This window comes from Janthinobacterium longum, from assembly GCF_051380735.1.
Lineage (GTDB): Bacteria > Pseudomonadota > Gammaproteobacteria > Burkholderiales > Burkholderiaceae_D > Janthinobacterium.
Genome location: NZ_JBNYXQ010000011.1, coordinates 114,234 through 129,241, shown reverse-complemented (window position 1 = coordinate 129,241; position 15,008 = coordinate 114,234). Strand labels below are relative to the sequence as shown.

Annotated in this window: 20 protein-coding genes and 1 pseudogene; 10 read left to right on the top strand and 11 right to left on the bottom strand. The window is 59.5% G+C overall.

Annotated features, from left to right (window positions below; translation table 11 throughout):
* Nucleotides 1–147 precede the first annotated feature (147 nt).
* The 5 genes from ACQ4WM_RS22180 to ACQ4WM_RS22160 all read left to right on the top strand — a co-directional run bounded on the left by ACQ4WM_RS22180 (nt 148) and on the right by ACQ4WM_RS22160 (nt 3,098).
* A complete protein-coding gene (locus ACQ4WM_RS22180; protein ID WP_436548816.1) occupies nt 148–423 on the top strand; it encodes a hypothetical protein in 276 nt (91 codons plus the stop codon).
* Nucleotides 420–1,565 (top strand): TniQ family protein, encoded by a 1,146-nt coding sequence (locus tag ACQ4WM_RS22175; protein WP_436548815.1) that lies wholly within the window; start codon nt 420–422, stop codon nt 1,563–1,565. The genes ACQ4WM_RS22180 and ACQ4WM_RS22175 overlap by 4 nt, the downstream gene beginning before the upstream one ends.
* Nucleotides 1,566–1,708: 143 nt before the next feature.
* Nucleotides 1,709–2,200, top strand: a complete 492-nt coding sequence (locus ACQ4WM_RS22170; protein WP_436548814.1) for an Hcp family type VI secretion system effector — start codon at nt 1,709–1,711, stop codon at nt 2,198–2,200.
* An 11-nt stretch (nt 2,201–2,211) separates the two neighbouring features.
* Nucleotides 2,212–2,718, top strand: coding sequence for a M74 family metallopeptidase (locus tag ACQ4WM_RS22165; RefSeq protein WP_436548813.1), 507 nt, complete (start codon nt 2,212–2,214; stop codon nt 2,716–2,718).
* Nucleotides 2,715–3,098 carry a hypothetical protein gene (locus ACQ4WM_RS22160; RefSeq protein ID WP_436548812.1) on the top strand — a complete coding sequence of 128 codons (384 nt, stop codon included), beginning with the start codon at nt 2,715–2,717 and terminating at the stop codon, nt 3,096–3,098. The genes ACQ4WM_RS22165 and ACQ4WM_RS22160 overlap by 4 nt, the downstream gene beginning before the upstream one ends.
* A 59-nt stretch (nt 3,099–3,157) precedes the next feature.
* On the opposite strand, the gene ACQ4WM_RS22155 is transcribed toward ACQ4WM_RS22160, so the two are convergent.
* Nucleotides 3,158–3,394, bottom strand: a complete 237-nt coding sequence (locus ACQ4WM_RS22155; protein ID WP_436548811.1) for a helix-turn-helix domain-containing protein — start codon at nt 3,392–3,394, stop codon at nt 3,158–3,160.
* A gap of 78 nt (nt 3,395–3,472) precedes the next feature.
* Between ACQ4WM_RS22155 and ACQ4WM_RS22150 the strand changes: the two genes are divergently transcribed.
* Complete coding sequence (locus ACQ4WM_RS22150) at nt 3,473–3,790, top strand: hypothetical protein (protein WP_436548810.1); 318 nt, start codon at nt 3,473–3,475, stop codon at nt 3,788–3,790.
* Nucleotides 3,791–4,286: 496 nt separating this feature from the next.
* On the opposite strand, the pseudogene ACQ4WM_RS22145 reads toward ACQ4WM_RS22150, so the two are convergent.
* From ACQ4WM_RS22145 to ACQ4WM_RS22115, 7 genes and pseudogenes are all read right to left on the bottom strand, one after another.
* Nucleotides 4,287–4,937: pseudogene (locus ACQ4WM_RS22145) on the bottom strand (IS4/Tn5 family transposase DNA-binding protein); the annotation flags it as partial.
* A 384-nt stretch (nt 4,938–5,321) separates the two neighbouring features.
* On the bottom strand, nt 5,322–5,837 hold the full coding sequence (locus tag ACQ4WM_RS22140; protein ID WP_436548809.1) for an arsinothricin resistance N-acetyltransferase ArsN1 family B: 516 nt from the start codon (nt 5,835–5,837) through the stop codon (nt 5,322–5,324).
* A gap of 20 nt (nt 5,838–5,857) precedes the next feature.
* A complete protein-coding gene (gene arsH, locus ACQ4WM_RS22135) occupies nt 5,858–6,574 on the bottom strand; it encodes an arsenical resistance protein ArsH (RefSeq protein ID WP_436548834.1) in 717 nt (238 codons plus the stop codon).
* Nucleotides 6,567–6,995, bottom strand: a complete 429-nt coding sequence (arsC, locus tag ACQ4WM_RS22130; protein ID WP_436548808.1) for an arsenate reductase (glutaredoxin) — start codon at nt 6,993–6,995, stop codon at nt 6,567–6,569. The genes arsH and arsC overlap by 8 nt, the downstream gene beginning before the upstream one ends.
* A gap of 13 nt (nt 6,996–7,008) precedes the next feature.
* Nucleotides 7,009–8,289: an arsenic transporter gene (locus ACQ4WM_RS22125; protein ID WP_436548807.1), complete on the bottom strand. Its 1,281-nt coding sequence runs from the start codon at nt 8,287–8,289 to the stop codon at nt 7,009–7,011.
* Nucleotides 8,290–8,313: 24 nt separating this feature from the next.
* Complete coding sequence (locus tag ACQ4WM_RS22120) at nt 8,314–8,814, bottom strand: arsenate reductase ArsC (protein WP_436548806.1); 501 nt, start codon at nt 8,812–8,814, stop codon at nt 8,314–8,316.
* A 14-nt stretch (nt 8,815–8,828) separates the two neighbouring features.
* A complete protein-coding gene (locus tag ACQ4WM_RS22115; RefSeq protein ID WP_436548805.1) occupies nt 8,829–9,158 on the bottom strand; it encodes an ArsR/SmtB family transcription factor in 330 nt (109 codons plus the stop codon).
* Nucleotides 9,159–9,383: 225 nt separating this feature from the next.
* Between ACQ4WM_RS22115 and ACQ4WM_RS22110 the strand changes: the two genes are divergently transcribed.
* A complete protein-coding gene (locus tag ACQ4WM_RS22110; protein WP_436548804.1) occupies nt 9,384–9,527 on the top strand; it encodes a hypothetical protein in 144 nt (47 codons plus the stop codon).
* Here ACQ4WM_RS22110 and ACQ4WM_RS22105 read toward each other — a convergent pair whose 3' ends face one another.
* The 3 genes from ACQ4WM_RS22105 to ACQ4WM_RS22095 all read right to left on the bottom strand — a co-directional run bounded on the left by ACQ4WM_RS22105 (nt 9,528) and on the right by ACQ4WM_RS22095 (nt 11,773).
* Nucleotides 9,528–10,190, bottom strand: a complete 663-nt coding sequence (locus ACQ4WM_RS22105) for an NADPH-dependent F420 reductase (protein WP_436548803.1) — start codon at nt 10,188–10,190, stop codon at nt 9,528–9,530.
* A gap of 130 nt (nt 10,191–10,320) precedes the next feature.
* On the bottom strand, nt 10,321–10,767 hold the full coding sequence (locus ACQ4WM_RS22100; RefSeq protein ID WP_436548802.1) for an Rrf2 family transcriptional regulator: 447 nt from the start codon (nt 10,765–10,767) through the stop codon (nt 10,321–10,323).
* An 82-nt stretch (nt 10,768–10,849) separates the two neighbouring features.
* Nucleotides 10,850–11,773 (bottom strand): LysR family transcriptional regulator, encoded by a 924-nt coding sequence (locus ACQ4WM_RS22095; protein WP_436548801.1) that lies wholly within the window; start codon nt 11,771–11,773, stop codon nt 10,850–10,852.
* Nucleotides 11,774–11,904: 131 nt separating this feature from the next.
* Between ACQ4WM_RS22095 and ACQ4WM_RS22090 the strand changes: the two genes are divergently transcribed.
* The 3 genes from ACQ4WM_RS22090 to ACQ4WM_RS22080 all read left to right on the top strand — a co-directional run bounded on the left by ACQ4WM_RS22090 (nt 11,905) and on the right by ACQ4WM_RS22080 (nt 14,922).
* Entirely contained in the window at nt 11,905–12,288 is a 384-nt protein-coding gene (locus tag ACQ4WM_RS22090; protein WP_436548800.1) for a DoxX family protein, read from the top strand.
* Between the two features lie 27 nt (nt 12,289–12,315).
* The gene (locus ACQ4WM_RS22085; RefSeq protein WP_436548799.1) at nt 12,316–13,155 is read left to right on the top strand and encodes a pirin family protein; all 840 of its coding nucleotides are present in this window, start codon (nt 12,316–12,318) and stop codon (nt 13,153–13,155) included.
* Nucleotides 13,156–13,416: 261 nt separating this feature from the next.
* Nucleotides 13,417–14,922: a DASS family sodium-coupled anion symporter gene (locus tag ACQ4WM_RS22080; protein ID WP_436548798.1), complete on the top strand. Its 1,506-nt coding sequence runs from the start codon at nt 13,417–13,419 to the stop codon at nt 14,920–14,922.
* Nucleotides 14,923–15,008: the final 86 nt, after the last annotated feature.

Here is a 15,008-nt window from a genome sequence, read left to right as displayed (position 1 = left end):
TCAATCATGGCATCGTGCGATGTTCAAGGGTAGACGGCGGTGGGACGACGCTTACGGTCAAGACGCAATGTCCGTCGCGCGACGCATACCGGGATATTTGCGACGCATAATCGGATATCCGGCGACACATAGTTGGCCTTGCATGCGATGCAAAAACTCGAACTCACCGCGTTTCCACGATTCGATCAAATGCACCCGATGCACCAGATGTACGCCGCCACAGGTGGGAGTCCTGCATTCGTCATGTCATTGATCAAGGAAAGCATTTTGGAAGCCCTCAAGGCGGGTGCCAGCGACGTCACGCTTGAAGACTTTGCGACAGCGTGGGAAAGAGGCATCACCGCCCACGCCAGCCTGTGCCGAGCAAATCCTTTTCGGATGTCGCCCGGCACGTTGGCGACCGCTTTGCGGGGAGTGTCATGAAACAAGTTCTGTTACCAAACAGACCTATTGTCTTCGATGATGAAACCGCCGCCAGCGTGTTAATTAGGACGGCGGAGGCGAACGGCCACACCAACGTCTACCAGTTGTTGTCGGGAACTGGAATAAGAATAAACGAACCGTCCTTGAAAGCCTGTTTAATTGATCGCGAACGGTATCGACAAATCACGCGTGCAATCGGCCTTGGCGAGGATGCGGCTGCGCGTGCGATTGAGCGCGTTGGCACATCGAGAAATTCGCCGCGCCGCTACCGCTCGATGACAATATTGGATCAGTGCTTTCGCCGCGACGACGCGAACGTATTTTGTTCTAAGTGCTTAGCAGAGCATCCGTACTGGCGGCAACAGTGGCAGATTCGTCCCTTCTCGGCTTGCGTCAGCCACGAATGTCTTTTGATTGATCGTTGCCTCGATTGCGGGCATGCACCATCCATTGGGCGCGGCGAGCTTACACGATGCAACCGATGCCGAGCTTCCTTGCTGACGATGCACGGTCCCACAATCAATGTCGATTCTATGGTCGCGGTTCGGCATTTGCTGGAATCCAATCAGACCACTGCACTGAACACCGTGCTCGATTTCTGGACTGCGCTGGAACGCTTCGATGGATTGGACGATAGTCCAGCCATCGAGTACGCCCGACTTGGCGCTGCCATCGCTTTTCTTCGAGGAGACGTGGCCGCGTTCGAGCATGTCGTTACTCAAGTGGTACAGCGCCTTCCGGTCATGAGTCCGCGCGTTCAACTACTGCCGTTCTTGTCAGGTAGACGCACGCTGATTCTCTTTGCGGAAGAAATTATCAGCCATGTGTTTCCGCTCGCTCAGATCGGGGCGGGCGACTCACGACTCTCCCACCTGAGCAAAAGCGAGGTGTGTACGATTCTTAAAATGTCTCCTGCGAAGCTGACCCAACTGATCACAAGCGGCCAACTCAAGTGGCCGGGCGATGGCGGCCGTCAACAGAAGATCGCGACGACTGAGATTGAAATGCGCATGCATGGATTTTCGCAGACAGAAATTTTCTACGTGAATTCTGAAAACCCCAGCGGCCCGGTGCATCTACACGACAGATCGTTCCGCAGGCCAAGACGAAATGGAAAGGAGGTCCGTGGGCCGCTTTCGTGACGGCGCTGACGTACTACGTGCCACCGCAATTCCCCCATTGTTTTCTGGCATCCGCCGCGAACGAACTTTGCTTGACAGCAATTTCTGGCGCGTGTGGCTGGGCGACAATTACCGAGGTATCCCACTCACTATCTGGAGACATCATGGCAATTGACGCATACCTTCAAATCGATGGAATCAAGGGGGAGTCGGCGGACTCGGCGCATCAGGGCTGGATCGAGCTCACGTCGGCGCATATGGGCGTGACGCAGCCCAGAAGCGCGACCGCATCCACCGGTGGCGGCCACACCGCCGAGCGGTGCGAGCACCGGTCCATTTCGATCTCCAAGCTCGTCGATATTGCTTCACCAATTCTGATGCAGGTATGCTCGATGGGTAAGACTATCCCCAAGGCTAAGCTCGAATTCATGCGGGCCGATGGCGATGGCAAGCCGGTGAAATACTACGAGGTCGAGTTGGAGAACGTCATGATCGCCAATATGGATCAAGTGGCGAGCGAGGGCGGCCTGCTGCACGACGACATCGGGCTGCGATTCTCCAAGGTAAAGTGGAAATACACGCAACAAAAGATCGGCGGCGGCGCTGGTGGCAACACCGCTGGTGGGTGGGACCTTGCTTGCAACAAGTGCGCGTAAGGGAGCGGGCCATGCTGGAAGTCCAACCAAAGGATACACGCGGCTACTTCATTCTGCCCCAAGCACCCGAAGACGCGGGCTACTACGTTTACGGTAACGTGGGGCATAGGCCGAATACGGGCCACCTTGCGCAGTATGCCCACCCCAACCTGCTATCCCTGATCTTCTACATTGAGCGCGAGTGGCAAGCCATTGATGACCGGAGGTTCGGTATCGGAAATATAAGTATCGCTGGCGGGCTTGAATACGATGACCACAAGAGTCACCGAAAGGGAGTCGAGATGGATATCCGGCCCGTGCGAAAGGACAAACTCGTGGGGCCGGGAGCGCAGGTGTCGCGCTTCGACGCGGTCTATGACCGCGACGCCACCATCAAGCTGATTCGTCTTTTCGTGCAGCACCCGATGGTTACGAAAGTCTTCTTCAACGACGACAAGGTGCAACAGGCGATAGGCCGCGTCCGGTCTTGGAGGGGCCACGACGATCACATCCACCTTGAAATCAGGGAGCGCCCATGAACGTCCAAACCGTAGGTATCGTCGTCGCGCTCTCGATCTTTTCGCTGGCCCAAGCGGCCGAAAAAAAGGAAGAAGAGTGGTACGGACAGAAGCCTCTCAATGGCAACTATCAAGTCTACGGGGGAACCTTATCGGAGAAGCTAGCGCCGACGCCGAAGGACCGGAAGGTCGCGTTCATGTTCAAGGGCCAGTTTGCAAAAGACCTGTTCAATCAGATCGGGCCGGATGTGAAGAAGGACGATGCGTGCAGCTCCGCTGCGGACTATCGAGAGCGGCGCAGAGGTGACGTTGATTGCGTCTACACGAAGGACAGCGGGTATTCGTGTTATTTCGGGCTTGATGTGCCGACCGGGAAAAGCACGTACGGCTCAATTTGCTGAGCACCCCCGGCGAGCCGGATCGCGACAACCTTGCCCGCCGAACACTCCGGCTGGCGCTCCTAATTCCACCAGTCGATTTCCGCCATGAAAATTTGCGGCGATGTGCGCAAGGCAGTCAGCCAGTCGGCGATCTCCACCACATCGAGCCGTCGGTCAAAATTCTCGACTTTGGCGACGTAGGACTGCTGCTTGTTGAGCAGTCCTGCTAGTTCTGTTTGCGTAACGCCGAATTCCTCCCTGAGCGCGATCAGCCGCTCAACGAGTTGGCCGTAGCGCGGATCGTGGATGGATTTCATCCGGCTATGTGACCACCTCCGCCGAATTATCCCAAAATAGGATAATATGACACCATTCGTTCTATGGAGGCCACGGCAATGGCTTGGTACAAAATCGGCAGAACCATGCACTCAAGCAAGGAGATGCACGCCCACAGCGGCGAGTTTATGGACATCGCCGTGCCGACCGCGTTCACAGCCATTGGTGTCTATGTGCTATTCAGGCTAATCGATACCTTGCCTTTTTTCATGGTTCATACGACGACAGCCAAGCTGGTCTACGTGTTCGTTGGCTTCTTTTTGTTCTGCGTAGGGTACGCCTATCGCAAGGCAATCGCGGCATTGGTCTTGTTCGCGTTCTTCGGCATGATCGTACTCATTGCTGGCGGCGCGTTTTGGACTTGGCTGATGGCCTAGAAATCTTCCTCATCAAAGTCCCCTGCATCTTGCGCGCACAGCTCAAGCGTCAATTTCCTGACGATTGAGTCCGCAAGCGCGTTATTGAAGCGGTGACGGGAGTGACTTTTTGCGATGACAATTTGGTTCAGCACCTCCGTCGAGATCAGCGTTGACGGCCGCTGATTAGTCGAAGGATACCCCGCCAAGGCGAGTGCCTCCTTTCCTAGCGCGACCGCAGCTAAGCCACAATCAGAACAGATGATTTCGGACGCAGTACCGAACTTCGCGGAAGGACATGCCATTTCCTTGCTCGACAGTACAAACGCCCAAGGAAACTGATTCGACGGCCTAACTGTCTGCACCTTGCGGCGATGGCATCCGGGGCAAGTCCAGTCATCAGTTACCTTGGCCCAAGTCAAAACGCACGATACCCGCGCTACGTGGTCCACTTCACCCTGAGTTGGCGTCTTGGACGGAGGGACCGCCTTCCGCCTCCACGCTGACGGATCACTAGCCTGCGGCGTGTGGCGCGCACCAGCCAGTCGGCCGGCGTGTCCAAGTCACGCGCGCGACGCATCAACGCCACCACGTCGGCCTCGCGGTCGGCCACGTACACCAGCCGTGTGCCGGCCAACGTCGCGGCCATCTCGGCCACGCGTTCGTAACCCTCGATCCAGCGCGCGCTTTCTTTCTGTCCGGGACGCACGCCGTCCTTGCCGCGCTTCGCGCGCGCCCACATCCAAGCATCGAGCACGCCGAGAGGTTCGCGTGTCGGCGTGACGGCGTAGGTCGGATGCAGGTACATGCCGCGCCGTGCCTCATAGTTCAGCGGCCCAAGCCCCTCCGCTTCCTGGCCGTTGAAATCGAGTTCGGTCGTGTCCTGGATGCACAGCACGACAGGATGGGCCTGCATGCGCTCGCGGGTGCGCTCCCAATGCGGGGCCAGGATGGCCTCCCAAGACACATCCTCGTTGCCGAGAAAGCGGTAGGCCGCGCAGGTTTCGCTCCAACTGTCGCAGGCTTCGGGAATGCTCGCCGTCGGCTTTGCCGTAAATCGTTCCATCAGTGTTCTCGCTCGTTTGTCGAGGCGAGCATCGCCCAAGTCCAGTCCAGCAAACTCTTGCTCCGTCCAGCGGCTCGATACCTTGGCCAATGCGTCACCCAAAGTCAAAGAGTAAACGCGATCTAGGCAAAGTTTACAAGCCCCTCAGGTAAGTCCTTGAAAGTTAACGACTTTCAGGGCGGCGCGTGAGACGCCTGCCGACTTGTGTATAACGATATGGGTTGCGCGGCGTCTGCAATGAATGCATCCACGCATTCAACTTGTGCGTTTCTGTCAGGCAGTGGCACTGCTCGCAACCTTTGCCGAAAGTCCTCAACCGCGTATTGCCGCTGATTGGTGATGGCGGTCCTCGCCTTTCACCCTCGAGCAAGAAAGAGGTGTGCAGGATTTTATGCCTGTCTGCGGCACAGTTAACTCAACTAATCGCGAGTAGGTGTCAAGACATGAAGTCCGCAGTACGGTTTCACAAGGGGAAACGCCATCCAGTCAGGTAGCTTCGTCTCTCACAGGTGCTGAAAGCATCAACTGCCAATACCCGACATCGACCCAATCGCCAAACTTGAAACCGACCTCTTTGAACTTCGCCACTTCCTGAAATCCCAGCGCCTCGTGCAGGGCGACGCTGGCGGGATTGGGCTGGGCGATGCCGCCAATGACCAGATGATAGCCTTGTTCGCTCAGGCGCTTGAGCAGTGCCTTGTAAAGCAGGGTGCCGATCCCCTTGCCTGCATGCGACGGCGCCAGATACACCGTGCTCTCGACCGAGAAGCGATAGGCATGGCGTACGCGCCACTTGGTGGCGTAAGCGTATCCGATAACGACGCCGTCGTGCTCGGCAACGAGCCAGGGCAGATCACTGTTTTGCACGTCAGCGATGCGCTGCGCCATGTCGCCGGGCGTGATGGCCTGTTCCTCGAAAGTGATGGCCGTATTGACGATGAAGTGGTTGTAGATCGCCACGATTGCTGTCGAATCGTCTTTTTTGGCCTCGCGGATTATCATGCAGCTCTCCTGATGGACATTCAAATTCGCTTGATGGCCGCGTCAATCGCTTTCATCGCCCGTTCATTGCGCTCGCTGTAGCGGTCTGTCAGATAGTCGGTCCGGCCACGCAACAGCAGCGTCATTTTGAATAACTCTTCCATGACATCGACTACCCGATCATAGTAAGCGGACTGACGCATGCGGCCGGCATCGTCGAATTCCTTGTAGGCCATCGGTACCGAGGACTGGTTAGGGATGGTAAACATGCGCATCCAGCGGCCAAGCAGGCGCAGCGTATTGACCACGTTGAACGACTGTGAACCGCCGCATACCTGCATCACCGCCAGGGTGCGGCCCTGGCTCGGACGAATCGCTCCCATCTCGAGCGGGATCCAGTCGATCTGATTTTTCAGGACGGCCGTCACCGTGCCGTGGCGCTCCGGACTGCACCAGACCTGGCCCTCGGACCACAGGCAAAGTTCGCGCAGTTCCACCACTTTCGGATGGTCCTCCGCTACGCTGCCGGCCATCGGCAGTTCCTTTGGGTCAAAGATTTTCACTTCGGCGCCGAAGTGCTGCAGGATGCGTGCCGCCTCTTCGGTCAGGAAGCGGCTGAAGGAGCGCTCGCGCAGCGAGCCGTACAGCATCAGGATGCGCGGCCGATGCGTCAGCTCACCGACCGGGGCGAGCCGGTCCAGGGTCGGCAGATCAAGCTGTTCGGGATTGATATTGGGCAGGTCGGCAATCTTATCCATGGGTGATGCGTTGTCCATGTTCGTCAATCACACGCTCACCGTCTTCCTTGGTGAACGCACCACGCTGCAGCTGCGGCAGAAGATCGAGCACCAGCTCGGACGGGCGGCACAGCCGCACGCCCAGCGCCGTCACCACAAACGGCCGGTTGATCAGGATGGGATGGGCAACCATCGCCTCGACCAGGGCCTGATTGGTGATGGTTGGCGAATCCAGGCCCAACTCCATGAAAGGCGTGCCTTTTTGCCGAACGGCCGAACGGACAGTCAGCCCAGCCTTCACGATCAGGTCGATCAGTGTGGCCGCGTCAGGCGGGTGTTTCAGGTAATCAATAATGACAGGCTCGATACCGGCATTGCGGATCAGGCCAAGCGTGTTGCGCGACGTGCCGCAATCGGGGTTGTGGTAGATAATGACGGTCATGACAGTTCCTTTTTCAAGACAGGCGCACGGCCAGTGCGGCCAGGGTGAGCAACAGCACCGGCAAGGTCAACACGATGCCGACGCGGAAATAGTAGCCCCACGAAATCTGAATCTCCTTGCTCGCCAGAACATGTAGCCACAGCAGCGTGGCCAGGCTGCCGATCGGCGTAATTTTCGGGCCGAGATCACTGCCGATAATATTGGCGTAGATCATCGCCTCGCGCACCACGCCTTGCGACGTCGTCGCATCGATCGACAAGGCGCCGATCAGTACGGTAGGCATATTGTTCATGATTGACGAGAGTAGCGCGGTAATCAAGCCGGTGCCCAGGGCAGCGCCCCACACACCATAGCTTGCACAGGCGTTCAGCACGCCGGTCAGGTAGTCGGTCAGGCCTGCATTGCGCAAACCGTAGACGACCAGATACATGCCCAGCGAGAAAACCACCACCTGCCAGGGTGCATTGCGCAATACTTCGCGGGTCGCAATCCGGTGGCCGCGGGCGGCCGCCGCCAGCAGCAGCACGGCGCCTGCCGCAGCGACGGCGCTGATCGGCACGCCCAGGCTCTCCAGCCAGAAAAAGCCGACCAGCAGCAGGACCAGCACCCACCAGCCGGTGACAAACGTGGCGCGATCATGGATCGCCTCGCCAGGCGCCTTCAGCTGCGCCAGGTCGTAGTTTGCCGGGATGTCCTTGCGGAAGAACCACAGCAAGGCGCCCAAGGTCGCGGCAACGGCCACCAGGTTCACCGGCACCATCACGGCGGCATAGCGCGCGAAGCCGATGTTGAAATAGTCGACCGAAACGATGTTCACCAGATTCGACACCACCAGCGGCAGGCTGGCCGTGTCGGCGATAAAGCCGGCCGCCATCACGAACGCAAGTGTAGCCTTGGCTGAAAAGCGCAGCGCCCGCAGCATGGCGATCACGATCGGTGTCAGGATCAGCGCTGCGCCATCGTTGGCGAACAAGGCAGCCACCGCAGCGCCCAGCAGAACCAGCAGCACGAACAGGCGCTTGCCGCTGCCGCGTCCCCAGCGCGCAACATGCAGCGCCGCCCATTCGAAGAAGCCTGCCTTGTCCAGCAACAGGCTGATGATGATCACCGCCACGAAGGTGCCGGTCGCGTTCCAGACGATGTGCCAGACCACGGGAATATCAGCGACATGGATGACGCCGGCCAGCAGCGCGACGATGGCGCCAGCGGTAGCGCTCCAGCCGATACCGAGCCCGCGTGGCTGCCAGATAACGAGGCTCAGGGTGGCGAGAAAGATCAGAAAGGCGATCAGCACGGCAAGTCCTTGTAGCGTAAATAGTTAAACGGGGGAGTCGCCGATCGCCTGTATCTCGCGTTGAATGGCATTCTTTTCCAGCATCTGCAGCGGCAGGCTGACGAAAACATTCATGCGCGTCATGATCTGGCGGAAGATGCGGTGGAACGCGGTGCGCTTTTCTTCGTCGGTACCGATCACCGCTGCCGGATCTTCAAAGCCCCAGTGCGCCGACATCGGGTGGCCTGGCCAATACGGGCAAGTCTCGCCGGCGGCGTTGTCGCAGACGGTGAAAATGAAGTCCATCTGTGGCGCGTCAGGCGTGCCGAACTCATCCCAGCTTTTGCTGCGCAAGGCATCGACTGGATAGCCGGTGTGAGCGACCTGTTCGATGGCAAACGGATTGACAGTGCCGCCAGGCTGGCTGCCTGCCGAGAACCCCTTGAAGCGGCCCTTGCCCATCGTCGTCACCAGGGCCTCCGCCATGATGCTGCGCGCCGAGTTGCCGGTGCAGAGGAACAGTACGTTATAGACTTTGTCTTGCATCTCAATTCTCCAGTTCAGGTAGGCGATTGTTCTGTGTCGCAGCTGCCGGGACCACAAGGAACGCCACCGCAACAGTTTTCGGTCAGGTAGCCGATCAAGCCGTTCATGACCGCGGTGTCGGCTGAATAAATGACGAAACGGCCTTCGCTGCGCGAAGTGATCAGCTTGGCGTGTGTCAGCTCTTTCAAGTGAAACGACAGCGATGAAGGCGCGATATCGAGCTGCTCGGCGATTTTGGTGGCCGCCATGCCTTCCGGCCCCAGCTGCACCAGCAGACGAAAAATACCGAGACGGCTTTCCTGCGCAATGGCCGCCAGCGCGGCTAACACTTCCCTGGTATCCATGGTCTTTACTTTCATAATTCAATAACTATGGAAGTATATTACGCCAAAAGCTACGACAGTTCAAAGAATATCAAATTGATTTGACAGCTTGATGACATCACGAGCAACGTTACATGCATCGTCCCTGGCCCACCGTCGGCATCATCGCCTTTTTGCGCCACAAGCACCCATATTCGTATAGCGATAGCGTGAGCAGTTTTGTCGATTGCGCGCAGGTGATCTTGCATGTGCATGCGGTGCGCGGGGCCTGCCACGCGCGGCAATGCGATTATCGGTATTTTCAAGCTAAAAAAAAGCAAGATCGTTGAAAACCGGGACGTGACGCAGGCGATTCCGGAAAAGATCGCCAGCGACCATCCCATGTTCTGATCAGATTCTGACGAGATTGTGCATGGCCAGCGCGCCGAAAGGCAGTGAGGCGAGCGGTCCGCCGACGTCGAGCGTGCCCAGGTCGATGGCGAAGAAGCCGGCCGCTTCGATCAGGCCACGCACGGCCGCCTTGGCGGTGGCGTCATCACCGGAATAAAACAACACGCGCTTGCCGCCCGCCACTTCAGGCTCTGGCAACACATTCACGTCGAGGTGATTGAACGCCTTGACGAGGCGTGCGCCGGGCACCAGTTGCGCAATGATCTGGCTTGAATGTTGCCCGCCCAGATCGGCGGCCTTGATGCCATAAGCGGCCAGCGGATTGCTCGCATCATTAGCGTCGGGCGAGGCAGGATCGATGAACTCGACGGGATTGGTGCCGTCAATGACGATGCGGCCATTCCAGGCCGGCAAGCCGCCCAGTACCTTTTCGGCATCGACCCAGCGCACGGCGACCAGCACGATATCGGCGCTGGCCGCTTCCTGCACAGTACCAGCCTTGATGGTCGGCCCCAGCTCTTCGACCAGTGCAGCCAGCGAAGCCGGGCCGCGGCTATTGGCGATAGTGGCTGCCATGCCGCTTTTTGCCAGCACGCGGGCAAAGTTGGAACCGAGGGCGCCTGCGCCAATAATGCCGATGCTGCCGATAGTTGCGTTGCTCATGATGTGATCCTTTTCATTTGATCGGGGCTGAAAGAAGAACTGCCGGCACCCCGGAAGACCAGGCAGTCATTGATTAAAATATGTATGTCATCGACACGATTACATTTAAAGCGAAACAGAAACCGAAAAATCACCACACCAGCGGAATCGAGAAATTGCCCAATTTAGCGACATCGGCCGCGACATCGGCGATGGTAATGCTGGCCAGTTCCTGTTCCAGCGCACTACGTGCACGCGTCAAAGTCGGCTGCAGCGCCGCAATGATATTGCCGCCCACCGCGCAGTTCGCGCACGGCGGCGTGCGGTGCAGCGAAAACAGTTCGGTGTCCTCGACCGCCTCGTACACATCGAGCAGCCGAATCTCGGAGGCCAGCTTTTGCAGCATGGTGCCGCCACCGGTGCCCAGCTGCGACTTGGTCAGCCCCGCTTCGGCCAGCCGTGACAGCAGGCCGCGAATAACCACGGCGCTGGTATTGGCCGAATACGCGAGGTCTTCCGAACGCATGGGCTTGCCACCGCTCACGGCCAGCCCGGTCAGGATATGTACGGCAACAACGAAACGGGTACTGGTTGGCATGATGGTTTGCTTATCTGCTTGTGTGTTGGTGACTTTACGACAGACTCTCCAAGCTGTCAAGACAAAACTGGGGCGCCCTCCATCACATCAGCATCGAGGCCGGCGGCGCATCGAGTTCGTGCAGCTTCCCGACCACCAGGTCGATAAAGGCCGACACGGCCAGCGGCAACTGGCGCCGGCTCGGATACAGCACATTGAGGCCATGGCCGGGGCTGTGGTACTGGGCCAGCACAGGCACCAGCCGGCCCGCTTCCAGATCCCACTTGACGATACTGCGCGGCAGCATGGCGATACCGAGGCCAGCCAGGGTAGCCTTGCGCAGCGCCTGCACGGTATTGCCCGTCAAGCGGGCCGTCAGTTGTACCTCGTGTTCGACGCCATCGGCGCCGCGCAAGCGCCAGTAACCCTGCGCCTGGCCCGGCGGCGTAAACAACACGGCGTCGTGGCGCTGCAACTCCTGCAAGCTGGCGGGATTGCCGCGCGCGGCCAGGTAGGCGGGGCTGGCCACCAGCGCATCATTGCCGTCGGCCAGCACTTGCCGGCCGATATAATCACTATCGTGCAGCCGGCCGCCACGGAACGCCACGTCGATGCGGTCGGCGATCAGGTCCGCCTTGGCATCGCTGAGCACGAACGCCAGTTGCACCCGCGGATGCTCGGCCAGAAAGGCGGCCACCCATTCCATCCTGAAGAAGTCGAAGAAGTCGGCCGGCGCAGCCACGCGCACCAGGCCGCCCGGCTCGCGGCTGCCGCTGGTCAGTTCCTGCCCCGCCTCCAGCAAGCCGTCGACGGCGCCGGCACAGCGCCGGTGCAGTTGCTCGCCGGCACTGGTGAGCGTCAGCCTGCGGGTCGAGCGCTGCAGCAGACGCGTGCCCAGGTGCTGCTCGAGCGCCTGGATGCGCCGGCTGACGGTATTGGCGGGCACGCCCAGCTGCCGCGCGGCGCCGGCAAAACTGCCGCTGCGCACCACTTGCACGAACAGGGCAAGGTCGTTCAGGTCGAGCATGGTGGTGTTCCCCGATTTGATTAGCTTGAAAAATGGATCAGTTCCATCCGATTCTACCAGCTAGTCAGCTAATCGCTGAGCTTTTACACTGGCCTCACTCGTCGCATCCACCACCATCACAGGAGTCCATCATGTCACTAGCCCGTCCCCTTTCTCCCCTGCAGCGCCGCCTGGTCTGGGCCGCCCGCATCGTGCTTGCGCTGGCCTTTGGCGCGGCAGGCATGGCCAAGCTGGCTGGCGTGCCGCAGATGGTGCAGGTGTTTGACGCCATCGGCGCAGGCCAGTGGTTCCGTTACGTGACGGCCATCGTTGAAATGACCGGCGCGGTCTTGCTGCTGGTGCCGGCGGCCGGTTTCGCCGGCAGCCTGCTGCTGGCCTGCACCATGCTGGGCGCTGTCGCCACCCATCTGCTCATTATCGGCGGCAACCCGCTGCCTGCCGTACTGCTGGGCGTGCTGGCCGGCTTTGTTGCCTGGCGTTTGCGCCCTGCGCCCGATGCCTTGCCACCACGCTGATACAACCCACTGACTTCTGGAGATACCATGAACACACCCGACACCTTTGCCACCGCACGTCCCATCGTCCAGCGCACGCGCGGCACCACCCACGGCCCGATCACGCGCCTGGTCAGCCCTGGCGACCTGGGGCAGCTATTAAAACCGTTTATCTTTCTCGATATTTTTCGCTCCGAAGGCAATCCCGCGCGCAATGGTTTTGCCATGCATCCACATTCAGGCATTGCCACCGTCACCTTCATGGTCAATGGTGACGTCAGCTACGAAGACACCACCGGCAAGCAAGGCGTGCTGCCGTCTGGTGGCGTCGAGTGGATGCGGGCAGGCAATGGCGTGTGGCATACGGGCGCGCCGGCTGGCGCGCAGCCGATGACGGGTTTCCAGTTGTGGGTGGCGCTGCCGCCGTCGGAAGAAAATGCGCCGGCCGAAAGCCTGTACCTGGCGCCGAACGGGGTAATGCAGGCAGGACCGGCGCGGGTATTGCTGGGGCAATATGGCGCGGCGCGCAGCCCGATTCCTGCGCCCGCCGGCATGAACTACCTGGCCGTGCGTTTGCAAGACGGCGAACGGTGGCGCTATACGCCGCCTGCCGGCCACGACATCGCCTGGGTGGCGCTGAACGCCGGCCAGCTCGATGCGGGAGGCGTGATCGACACGGGCGAACTGGCCGTATTTGCGGCCTCGGAACAGGCGATCGACTTCGTTGCGCGCGGCGACACGTCCTTCGTGCTGGGCTCGGCCTTGCAACATCCGCATGAACTGTTCATGGGCCACTATTCGGTGCACACCAGCCAGGCCGCTTTGGCCCAGGGCGAAGCCGAGATCCGCCGCATCGGCGCGCAGCTGCGACGCGACGGGCGCATCTGACCACGGAGAATCAGGTATGCCTGCCACTGGGCGGCGTCCATGATCGGCTCCTGGAAGGAAATACCTGGTCAGTTATATCTCGGCAACTGCAAAGCGTTCCCACCGTTTTCGATGACATCGCCAACAATATTCATGAAAAATTGACTTCGCGGCAGTCTTGTCCAGATCGCTTTATTTTCCTTGCCAGCATTGCACTATGATGTCTGCAATATTGTCTTAAAGCATGCCTTCACCGGCAGGCGGGAATCAGAGAGGATCAGGATGTTCAAGACTGTCAGCGAGCTGCTGCGCCATTTCAAGGAGGCTGTGCCGTTTCGCCTCGGGCCGGCCATCATTTCCACCATCGTGCTGGTGACCCTGTTGCTGCTGCCGACACCGGACGGGTTGACGCCGAAGGCCTGGGCGCTGGTAGCGATTTTCCTGACCACCATCGTGGCCATCATTCTGAAGGTAATGCCGATCGGCGTGATGGCGATGATGGCGATCGTTATCGTCTCGCTGTCGCAAGTGACTTCGACTTCATCCAAGGGCGCCATCACCGATGCGCTGAGCAGTTTTGCCAATCCGCTGATCTGGCTGATCGTGGTAGCGATTTTGATTTCACGCGGCCTGAAAAAAACCGGCCTGGGCAGCCGCATCGGCCTGCTGTTCATCGCATTGCTGGGCAAGCGCACGATCGGCATCGGCTACGGCCTGGCGATCTGCGAACTGGTGCTGGCGCCTTTTACGCCCAGCAACACGGCGCGCGGCGGCGGCATCGTGCATCCGATCATGAAGTCGATCGCCAACGCGTTTGATTCCGATCCGGCCAAGGGTACCGAGCGCAAGGTGGGCACTTACCTGGCGCTGGTCAATTATCACGCCAACCCGATCACCTCGGCGATGTTCCTGACCGCCACCGCACCCAATCCGCTGGTGGTCGATTACGTGGCGCGCGTCAGCAACCAGAGCTTTCACCTGAGCTGGACCACCTGGGCGCTGTGCATGCTGCTGCCGGGCCTGGTGTGCCTGCTGGTGATGCCACTGGTGATCTATCTGCTGTCGCCGCCGGAACTGAAAGCCACGCCGGACGCGGTGGACTTTGCCAAGGCGGAGCTGAAAACCATGGGCCCACTGTCGGCCGCCGAAAAAGTCATGCTGGGCACCTTCGGCCTGCTGCTGGTGCTGTGGGCGAATGTACCGGCGATGCTGTTCGGCCCGGCTTTTTCGCTGGACCCGACCGTGGTGGCCTTTGTCGGCCTGTTCGTGCTGATCATTACCGGCACCATCGACTGGGACGACGTGCTGTCCGAGAAAAGCGCCTGGGACACGCTGGTGTGGTTCGGTGCGCTGGTCATGATGGCCGAGCAATTGAACAAGACCGGCGTGATCGCCTGGTTCTCAAGCGGCATGAAAGCCGCCATCGTCGCCAGCGGCATGGACTGGCTGCCGGTGGCCAGCGTGCTGGTGCTGGTATTCGTGTTTTCACATTATTTCTTTGCCAGCACTACCGCCCATATCAGCGCCATGCTGCTGGCGTTCCTGACGGTGGGCGCGCAGCTGATCCCGCCCGCGTATCTGATCCCGTTCATGCTGATGATGACGGCAGGCTCCGCCATCATGATGACCCTGACCCACTACGCCACCGGCACTTCGCCGATCATCTTTGGCAGCGGCTTCGTAACGATGGGCAACTGGTGGCGCACGGGCCTGGTCATGTGCCTGGTCGAACTGGCGATCTTTGCCGTGGTGGGCACGGCGTGGTGGAAACTGCTCGGTTATTGGTAAATCACCTTTCATGCCGCGTTTTATGCAGTTCATCGCATTGCGCTGCCGCCAATTGCAGTGATTTGCTATCTTGACATCGACAGCAC

Bases quoted from the DNA above. Each gene is read 5' to 3' on its own strand.
- ACQ4WM_RS22180 (WP_436548816.1), top strand. From the start codon at position 148: ATGCAAAAACTCGAACTCACCGCGTTTCCACGATTCGATCAAATGCAC.
- ACQ4WM_RS22175 (WP_436548815.1), top strand. From the start codon at position 420: ATGAAACAAGTTCTGTTACCAAACAGACCTATTGTCTTCGATGATGAA.
- ACQ4WM_RS22170 (WP_436548814.1), top strand. From the start codon at position 1,709: ATGGCAATTGACGCATACCTTCAAATCGATGGAATCAAGGGGGAGTCG.
- ACQ4WM_RS22165 (WP_436548813.1), top strand. From the start codon at position 2,212: ATGCTGGAAGTCCAACCAAAGGATACACGCGGCTACTTCATTCTGCCC.
- ACQ4WM_RS22160 (WP_436548812.1), top strand. From the start codon at position 2,715: ATGAACGTCCAAACCGTAGGTATCGTCGTCGCGCTCTCGATCTTTTCG.
- ACQ4WM_RS22155 (WP_436548811.1), bottom strand. From the start codon at position 3,394: ATGAAATCCATCCACGATCCGCGCTACGGCCAACTCGTTGAGCGGCTG.
- ACQ4WM_RS22150 (WP_436548810.1), top strand. From the start codon at position 3,473: ATGGCTTGGTACAAAATCGGCAGAACCATGCACTCAAGCAAGGAGATG.
- ACQ4WM_RS22140 (WP_436548809.1), bottom strand. From the start codon at position 5,837: ATGATAATCCGCGAGGCCAAAAAAGACGATTCGACAGCAATCGTGGCG.
- arsH (WP_436548834.1), bottom strand. From the start codon at position 6,574: ATGGATAAGATTGCCGACCTGCCCAATATCAATCCCGAACAGCTTGAT.
- arsC (WP_436548808.1), bottom strand. From the start codon at position 6,995: ATGACCGTCATTATCTACCACAACCCCGATTGCGGCACGTCGCGCAAC.
- ACQ4WM_RS22120 (WP_436548806.1), bottom strand. From the start codon at position 8,814: ATGCAAGACAAAGTCTATAACGTACTGTTCCTCTGCACCGGCAACTCG.
- ACQ4WM_RS22115 (WP_436548805.1), bottom strand. From the start codon at position 9,158: ATGGATACCAGGGAAGTGTTAGCCGCGCTGGCGGCCATTGCGCAGGAA.
- ACQ4WM_RS22110 (WP_436548804.1), top strand. From the start codon at position 9,384: ATGTGCATGCGGTGCGCGGGGCCTGCCACGCGCGGCAATGCGATTATC.
- ACQ4WM_RS22105 (WP_436548803.1), bottom strand. From the start codon at position 10,190: ATGAGCAACGCAACTATCGGCAGCATCGGCATTATTGGCGCAGGCGCC.
- ACQ4WM_RS22100 (WP_436548802.1), bottom strand. From the start codon at position 10,767: ATGCCAACCAGTACCCGTTTCGTTGTTGCCGTACATATCCTGACCGGG.
- ACQ4WM_RS22095 (WP_436548801.1), bottom strand. From the start codon at position 11,773: ATGCTCGACCTGAACGACCTTGCCCTGTTCGTGCAAGTGGTGCGCAGC.
- ACQ4WM_RS22090 (WP_436548800.1), top strand. From the start codon at position 11,905: ATGTCACTAGCCCGTCCCCTTTCTCCCCTGCAGCGCCGCCTGGTCTGG.
- ACQ4WM_RS22085 (WP_436548799.1), top strand. From the start codon at position 12,316: ATGAACACACCCGACACCTTTGCCACCGCACGTCCCATCGTCCAGCGC.
- ACQ4WM_RS22080 (WP_436548798.1), top strand. From the start codon at position 13,417: ATGTTCAAGACTGTCAGCGAGCTGCTGCGCCATTTCAAGGAGGCTGTG.